The sequence below is a fragment of the Planctomycetota bacterium genome (assembly GCA_035384565.1).
Classification (GTDB): Bacteria; Planctomycetota; PUPC01; order DSUN01; family DSUN01; genus DAOOIT01.
In genome coordinates this window covers 1-6,522 of sequence record DAOOIT010000135.1, presented here as the reverse complement: position 1 = coordinate 6,522, position 6,522 = coordinate 1, and the positions used below count along the sequence as shown (strand labels likewise).

At 67.1% G+C, this 6,522-nt stretch carries 6 protein-coding genes; 4 read left to right on the top strand and 2 right to left on the bottom strand.

Going from position 1 to position 6,522, the window contains the following annotated elements:
* A partial coding sequence (locus PLE19_23700) for a hypothetical protein (GenBank protein ID HPD17954.1) occupies positions 1 to 250 on the bottom strand: 250 nt, incomplete at its 3' end.
* Positions 228 to 641, bottom strand: coding sequence for a site-specific integrase (locus PLE19_23695; GenBank protein ID HPD17953.1), 414 nt, complete (start codon positions 639 to 641; stop codon positions 228 to 230). The genes PLE19_23700 and PLE19_23695, both read right to left, overlap by 23 nt.
* A gap of 150 nt (positions 642 to 791) precedes the next feature.
* On the opposite strand from PLE19_23695, the gene PLE19_23690 reads away from it, so the two are divergent.
* The 4 genes from PLE19_23690 to PLE19_23675 all read left to right on the top strand — a co-directional run.
* Complete coding sequence (locus tag PLE19_23690; GenBank protein HPD17952.1) at positions 792 to 2,468, top strand: hypothetical protein; 1,677 nt, start codon at positions 792 to 794, stop codon at positions 2,466 to 2,468.
* A 22-nt stretch (positions 2,469 to 2,490) separates the two neighbouring features.
* Positions 2,491 to 2,742 carry a hypothetical protein gene (locus PLE19_23685; GenBank protein HPD17951.1) on the top strand — a complete coding sequence of 84 codons (252 nt, stop codon included), beginning with the start codon at positions 2,491 to 2,493 and terminating at the stop codon, positions 2,740 to 2,742.
* Positions 2,743 to 2,757: 15 nt separating this feature from the next.
* Positions 2,758 to 4,323, top strand: coding sequence for a hypothetical protein (locus tag PLE19_23680; GenBank protein ID HPD17950.1), 1,566 nt, complete (start codon positions 2,758 to 2,760; stop codon positions 4,321 to 4,323).
* Positions 4,314 to 6,522: minor capsid protein (locus PLE19_23675; protein ID HPD17949.1), on the top strand; the 2,209-nt coding region annotated here is incomplete at its 3' end. The genes PLE19_23680 and PLE19_23675, both read left to right, overlap by 10 nt.

The window sequence follows — 6,522 nt, the reverse complement described above, 5'->3', positions numbered from 1 at the left end:
CCTTGACGCTCGTCTTCACCTTGTCCACCGAGCCGGGCGCCTTGGGCGAGCCGTCAGGCTTGCGCGTGACGGCGGCGCCCGTCAGGAACCGGGCGATGGCGTCGGTCGTGATGGCCTCAAGTTCGGCCTCGTGGCCGACGGCTGTGGCCATCACCCCCAGATCGTGGAGGTAGCTTCCGATGGTGTGGCGTGAGCGGGCGTTGGCTTCGATCTGGGTGCGGAAGCACTCAATTGCCAGGCTGAGCTTCATCGGTCGCGGCCTCCGGCTCCTGGGTCTGCTGGTTGGCGGCCTGCTGCTTGCGGCGGCGCTTCGGCATGGCGTCCTGGGGGAAGGCGACGGCGGCGACGTGGCCCTGGGCCTGCGCCCACTCCAGGAGCATCCGCAGCACGCGGACGATCTGGTCGATGGTCGGCTTCGCCCGCTCACGCCCGTTGGGCTTCTTGAGCAGGGCATCGCTCTTCAGGAACCGGCCGACGTCGGCGGGCCGGAGCGTCTTGAGGGCCTTGGCCTCGCCGAAGAAGCCGGCGATGGCCTCGAGGGCCTTCCCATACGTCCTCACAGTGTGCGCGTTCTTCCCTGCCGTCCGCAGGTGCTCCAGGTACTGCGGTGCGGCGCCCTTCAGGGTCAACTGGCTGGGCATGGCGATCTCCTTTCGATCCGTTGTGCCCTGGCCTTCGCGGCGGCGGGCCGTCCCGCTGACGGCCCTTGTCCCGTCCGCTCGTGACACATAGGGGCATAGGTCGCCGCGAATAGCAAGGCGAAAAATGGGATTTCTTTCAGGGGCGTAGCCGTGGCTGTGGAACCGTGCAAAGCGAAGCGGAGGGATGGGAGCCCGTGCGGGGCGCCGGCCGTCGGGGGCGGCAGCCACTGCTACTGGCATGACCCGCACCGACGGGCCGCGCGGCTCGACGCGGCACGCCGCGGGGGGCGGGCGCGGGAGCCCGTGCTCTCCCCGGACGACAGGCAGGCCATCATCGAACGGCTCCAGGACCCCGTCCTCTGGGGCGAGCACTACCTCCGCAACCGCGACGGGTCGAAGCGCCGCTACTGGCCCCACCAGGTCGAGGACCTGCGGAGCGCCGAGAGGAACGTCATCCATCTCGACGGCCGCGACACGGGTAAGACGGTCGGTCTGAGCACGGACGCCCTCCACTTCGTCTTCACCACGCGCGGCAAGCAAGGGCTGATCGCCGCGCCCCACCAGGGACACCTCGACACGATCATCGAGGAGATCGAGCACCAGGTCCAGTCGTGCGCCGATCTGGGCGCGAGCGTGGGCCTCACTGCGCAGGGCAAGCCGAAGATTCAGAAGAAGCCCTACTACCGCATCGAGTTCAGCACCCGGTCCGTGCTCCATTTCCGCCCTGCGGGAGCCTACGGCGAGGCGTTCCGCTCGCTCCATGTCGAGCGCATCTGGGTGGACGAGGGCGCTTGGCTCTCCGAGACCGCGTGGCAGGCGCTCCGCCAGTGCCTGAAGGCGGGCGGGGTCCTCCGCATCTACTCGACGCCCAACGGCCTCCGCAGCACCACGTACTACCGTTTGACCCAGTCGCCCAACTGGCGGGTCTTCCGCTGGCCGAGCTGGCTGAACCCGGCCTGGAGCGCCGAGCGCGAGGCGGAACTCACCGAGTTCTACGGCGGCAAGGACACGGCCGGCTGGCAGCACGAGGTCGCCGGCGAGCACGGCAAGCCGAGCTACGGCGCCTTCAACGTCGAGTACCTCGAACGCTGCCAGGAGCCGATGGAAAGCTACAAGCCGGTCGTGATCACGGGCGAGACCCTCGCCTCCTGCGAAACGGAGGAGGACGTCTTCAGCCGCCTGGAGATGCTCCTGAACCTGGGGCCGCAGGACGGGACGTTCTGGGTCGGCGGGGACCTGGGCTACACCAACGACCCGACCGAGATCGTCGTGTTCCAGGAGGTCGAGGAGGAAGGCCGGCGCCGGGCGAAGCTCGTCCTCCGCATCCACATGGAGCACGTGGCCTACCCGCACATCGCGGTCGTCATCGGCCTGCTGGAGCGGTACTTCGCGCCGATGGGGATCGGCGTGGACCGCGGCGGGAACGGCCTGGCGGTTGTGCAGGAGCTGACCACCCTCGACAAGTTCCGACATTTGAACCTCGAGGCCAAGCTCCACGGCTACGACTTCGGCGGCATGGTCACCATTGCCGAGAAGGAGGGGCTGCCGCTGAAGAAGCGGGCGAAGGAGTACATGACGAGCCTCATCAACCGCGCCCTTCAGCGCGGCGAGCTGCGGCTGCCCAAGAACGACCTCGAGCTCGTGGACGAGTTCACGACGCACACCTACACGCTCGTCAACGGCAACATCATCTACTCCAAGGGCAACGACCACATCGTGGACGCGATCCGGTGCGCGATGCTCGTGCGGGACCAGAGGCGCCTCGACCAGTTCGAGGAGATCGTCCCGACGGTCACCCCTGTGTTGACGGACCCGATCTTCTGGTGAACCGAGGAAAGGAGAGCCTGCAATGGCAGAGAACGAGGTCAAGGTCGTGTCCCGCTGGACGAGCCGGCGATTCCTGCTGGCTGTGGCGGGGATGGTGGTGTCGGTCCTCGTCACGGTGGGCGTGGTCGCCCCGGCGGGGACGGATGCGGCTGTGCAGGTGATCGTGGGCGCGGCGACCCTGGTGCTGAACGTCATCGGCTACCAGGTCACCGAGGCCGCGGTGGACCGGGCGCGGGCTGCGAACGGCAACGGCGAACCGCCCGCGACCGAGTAGCGAGGGACAGCGGCGATGCAGGTCATCGGCCAGGACAACGACGGCAAGCTCTCGGTGGTCGCGGTGACGCCGGACCAACTGGCGGCGGCCGCGGCGCTCGACGCCGGCGTCTTCCGCAAGCTCAACGTGGAAGAGGCGGTGCCGGAGACGTGGGAGGAGCGCGCCAAGCTGGCCTGGGAGTACTACACCGAGGAACCCATCGTCAAGAACGCCGTCAACGCCTGGCGGACTTTTGCGATAGGCGACGAGGTCGGCTTCAACTGCGAGGACGACGGCGTCGAGGCGGAGGTCCGCGAACTCGCCGACCGCGTGGGGCTGGACGCCTTCGTCCGCGACATGGTCCTCCAGCTCCTCGTGAAGGGCGACTGCGTCGGCTACAAGACGTACACGGACAAGGGCGACGACATCGCCGCCGTCCAGTGCATCAATCCCGTGTCGGTCAAGCTCAAGTACGTCCAGGGCGAGCTGACCGAGGTCAAGCAGTTCCCCGAGGATTCTCTGGGCATCGGCGAGGGGGTTGACCTGCCCCTGGAACAACTCATCCATCTGAAGTGGGACGCGCCGAGCTTCTCGCCGCGCGGCAACTCGATGGTACTCCCCGCGTTCCACGCCATCGCCCTCCTGCGCGACTACCGGCAGAGCGAATCCGCCATCGCCAAGCGCTGGACGACGCCCCTGCGTTTCGTACAGGTGGGCGGGCAGTTCGGCTCGAAGCTCGTCATGCCCGACCAGGGGATGCTCGATAAGGTCCGCGACATGCTCAACAAGATGGACCTGAAGTCGGGCGTCGTCGTCCCCTTCTACTGCGACGTGAAGACCTACGGCACTGAGGGCGAGGTGCTCAAGACCGAGGACAAGGTCAAGGAGATCAAGGAGGACATCATCGTCGCCCTCGGCCTCGCACGCAGCATCGTCACGGGAGACGGCCCGAACTTCGCCACGGCCTCCGTCTCGATGCAGAAGATGATCATCATGCTCGGGGAGATCAAGGGGGCGGCCCGGCGGATTCTGCGCTGGGTGCTCGGCGACTGGCAGGAGATGAAAAGCCACGGGGAGAAGACCATCGAGGTCCTGTTCAACGACCTCGACCTCAGCGACGACGCCGACTACCGCAAGCTGCTCGTCGAGCTGTACGACCGCCGGTTGATCTCCCGCAAGAGCCTCCAGGTGCGGATGGCGCTGGACCCCGAGGTCGAGGCGACGCAGACCGAGGCCGAGCGGAAGGAAGTCGATCTCACTGACGAGAAGGTGGTCAAGCCCATCGTGGACCTGGTGATGGCGGGGGTCATCACGCCTGAGTACGCCCGCGAGGTGTTGGGCATCCCGCAGGAGAGGAACAAACCGGCGCCGGACAGCATCGCCGCGCGGCTCGGGGCGCAAGGCGATGTGCCGGACGGCATCTGCGACCAGTGCGAATACTTCGACGCCGAAGAGAACTGGTGCGCCATCCGCGAGACGGAGACGCGGTTCGACAACAACGCCTGCCGCTACTTCGAGGCCACAGAGGAGACCGTGACCACGCCAGCGGCAGATGCCACGGGCCAGCCTCGGGCGGCTGAGGAGTGTGCGCCATGTCGGTAGCGGTCGCACCGACAACGCCGGGCCTCACGTTCGGGGAGTGTTCCCCCCTCGCCGCCCAGGCTGCGCCCAAGCCCCAGAGCGAACGCATCCGCGAGTGGGCCGCGCTGGCCTATAAGAACCGCAACGCCTACGGGGAAAAGACCGCGGCCCGCGTGACCGACGTTCTCGCCCGCGCCGAGAAGGATGTGAAGGCGGCGCTCCTGAAGTATACCACCCTCGGCGACTTGCCCGAGGGCAAGCTGGCGAACGAGAGGAGCCTGCGGCTACTCCAGGGAGAGATCCGGGCCATCGTCGCCCAGGTGCGGAACGAGCATCGGCTCATTCTGGGGCGCGCCGGCGCGGAGAGCTTCAAGCGGGGCCTCGCCCACGGGATCGAGGAGTTCGCCGAGGCGCAGCTCCCGTTCTACCGCGACCTCGACGCCGGCGGGATCGACAAGATGGCGACGAACGTCTTCACCATCGTCGACACCTCGGCGCTCGACTTCATGACGCGGTTCAACATCCAACTGGCCGGCGACGTCTCCCGCGACCTGGCGAGCGGGCTCAACCAGGCCATCCAGGTCGGTATCGCCACGGGCATGTCCGTGCGCGACATCGTGAAGGAAATGGGCACCGTCGTCACGGACAAGGAAGCCTTCCGGCACGCGGGGAAGAGGGTCTTTGGCAAGGCGCAGACGCGGATGGAGCTGATCGCGCGCACCGAGACGATGCGCGCCCACAGCCAGGGGCAGAGGAAGTTCTACAGCACCGTGGGGATCAGCAAGCTCGAATGGCTCACCGCCGGTGACGAGAGGATGTGCCCGGAGTGCGAGGCGCTCGACGGCAAGACGTTCCCCGTGGACCGGTTCCCGCCCCAGCCGAAGCATGCCCGTTGCCGCTGCGGGCACGTCGCGGTGGTCGACCTGCCCATCTGCGGCGCCGGCGCGCTGGCCGCCCGTGCGGAGGCCGTGAAGCCGACCTGCATCCTGTCACCCGACGACGTCGAGGCCCAGGCAGCCGAGGTCAAGGCCGACGTTGCGGCCGTCAACGAGGCGCTGAAGACAGGGCAGTTCGAGACGCTCACGGTCAAGCAGCTTCAGACGGCGGCGAAGAAGCAGGGCATCTCTATCGCCCGCACCAAGGCCGACTTCATCAAGCTGCTGGACGGGATCGAGCCGGGCGTGGACCACTCCGGCCTCTCGGGGCTGGCCCTGAAGTCGAAGGTGATGTACCTCAAGGTCGGCGCCCTGCGCTCGAAGCAGGAGCTGATCGACCTCCTGAAGGCCCAGTACGGCGCCGCCGCGCAGCAGGCTGTCGTCGAGAGCGTCGTCCCGCCGGCCCAGGGCTACGGCCAGTTCACGGTCAAGCAGCTCCAGGAGATGGCGAAGGGCAAGGGCGTCTCGCTGAACATGACCAAGCAGGATGTGATCGACCTGCTGGACAAGGTCGAGCCGGGCGTGGACCACTCCGCTCTCTCCGGCCCGTCCCTCGCCGCGGCGAAGGACAAGCACGGCATCGGCGTCCTGAAGAACAAGCAGCAGTTGATCGACGCCCTGAACAAGCAGGCGGGGGAGCAGGCTGCCGAAAAGGCCAAGACCGAACTCAGCCAAGCCGAGCACGCGGCCAAAGTGAGTCAGGCCGCGAAGGACCTTGTGGCGAAGACGAACGCCGTCCAGGTGCCCGACGACCCCGCCAGCTACCAGAGCTTCTTGAGCGCCGTCAAGGCCGCCGAGGACCAGATCGGGGCATCGTCCATCCTGCCGAAGGAATCGGTCGAGACGTTCGCCAAGGAAGTGGCGGTCAAGAAGCAGGTCTTCCAGCAGAAGATCAACGGCATGTCGGTGGGGGAAGTGAAGAAGCTCGCCCAGCAGGTGAAGATCAAGCACTACCAGTGGGCGAGCAAGGGCGAACTAACCGCCATCCTCACCGAGACCGACACGGCGAAGGTCCAGGCGGCGGCGGACAGCATCGAGGCCAAGTGGTCGAAGTCGACGGGGAAGCCGATCAAGGCGAAGGCGCCGGTTCCCGCTCCCGTGCCCGCTGCGCCTCCGCCGCCTACGCCGGCGCCGGCACAGCCTGCGGTGTTCGCCAAGAAAGGCTCTGAGTTCGACGCGGCGGATGCTGCCTGGCAGGAGAAGGGCCAGCCCAAGAACTTCAAGCTCGTGGGCAAGGCGGACATCGAGGGCGCCCACACCAAGTACTTCTACACCGACGAGAAGG

Excerpts from the sequence above, each read along its gene's own strand:
- PLE19_23695 (HPD17953.1), bottom strand. The coding sequence starts at position 641 with ATGCCCAGCCAGTTGACCCTGAAGGGCGCCGCACCGCAGTACCTGGAG.
- PLE19_23685 (HPD17951.1), top strand. The coding sequence starts at position 2,491 with ATGGCAGAGAACGAGGTCAAGGTCGTGTCCCGCTGGACGAGCCGGCGA.
- PLE19_23680 (HPD17950.1), top strand. The coding sequence starts at position 2,758 with ATGCAGGTCATCGGCCAGGACAACGACGGCAAGCTCTCGGTGGTCGCG.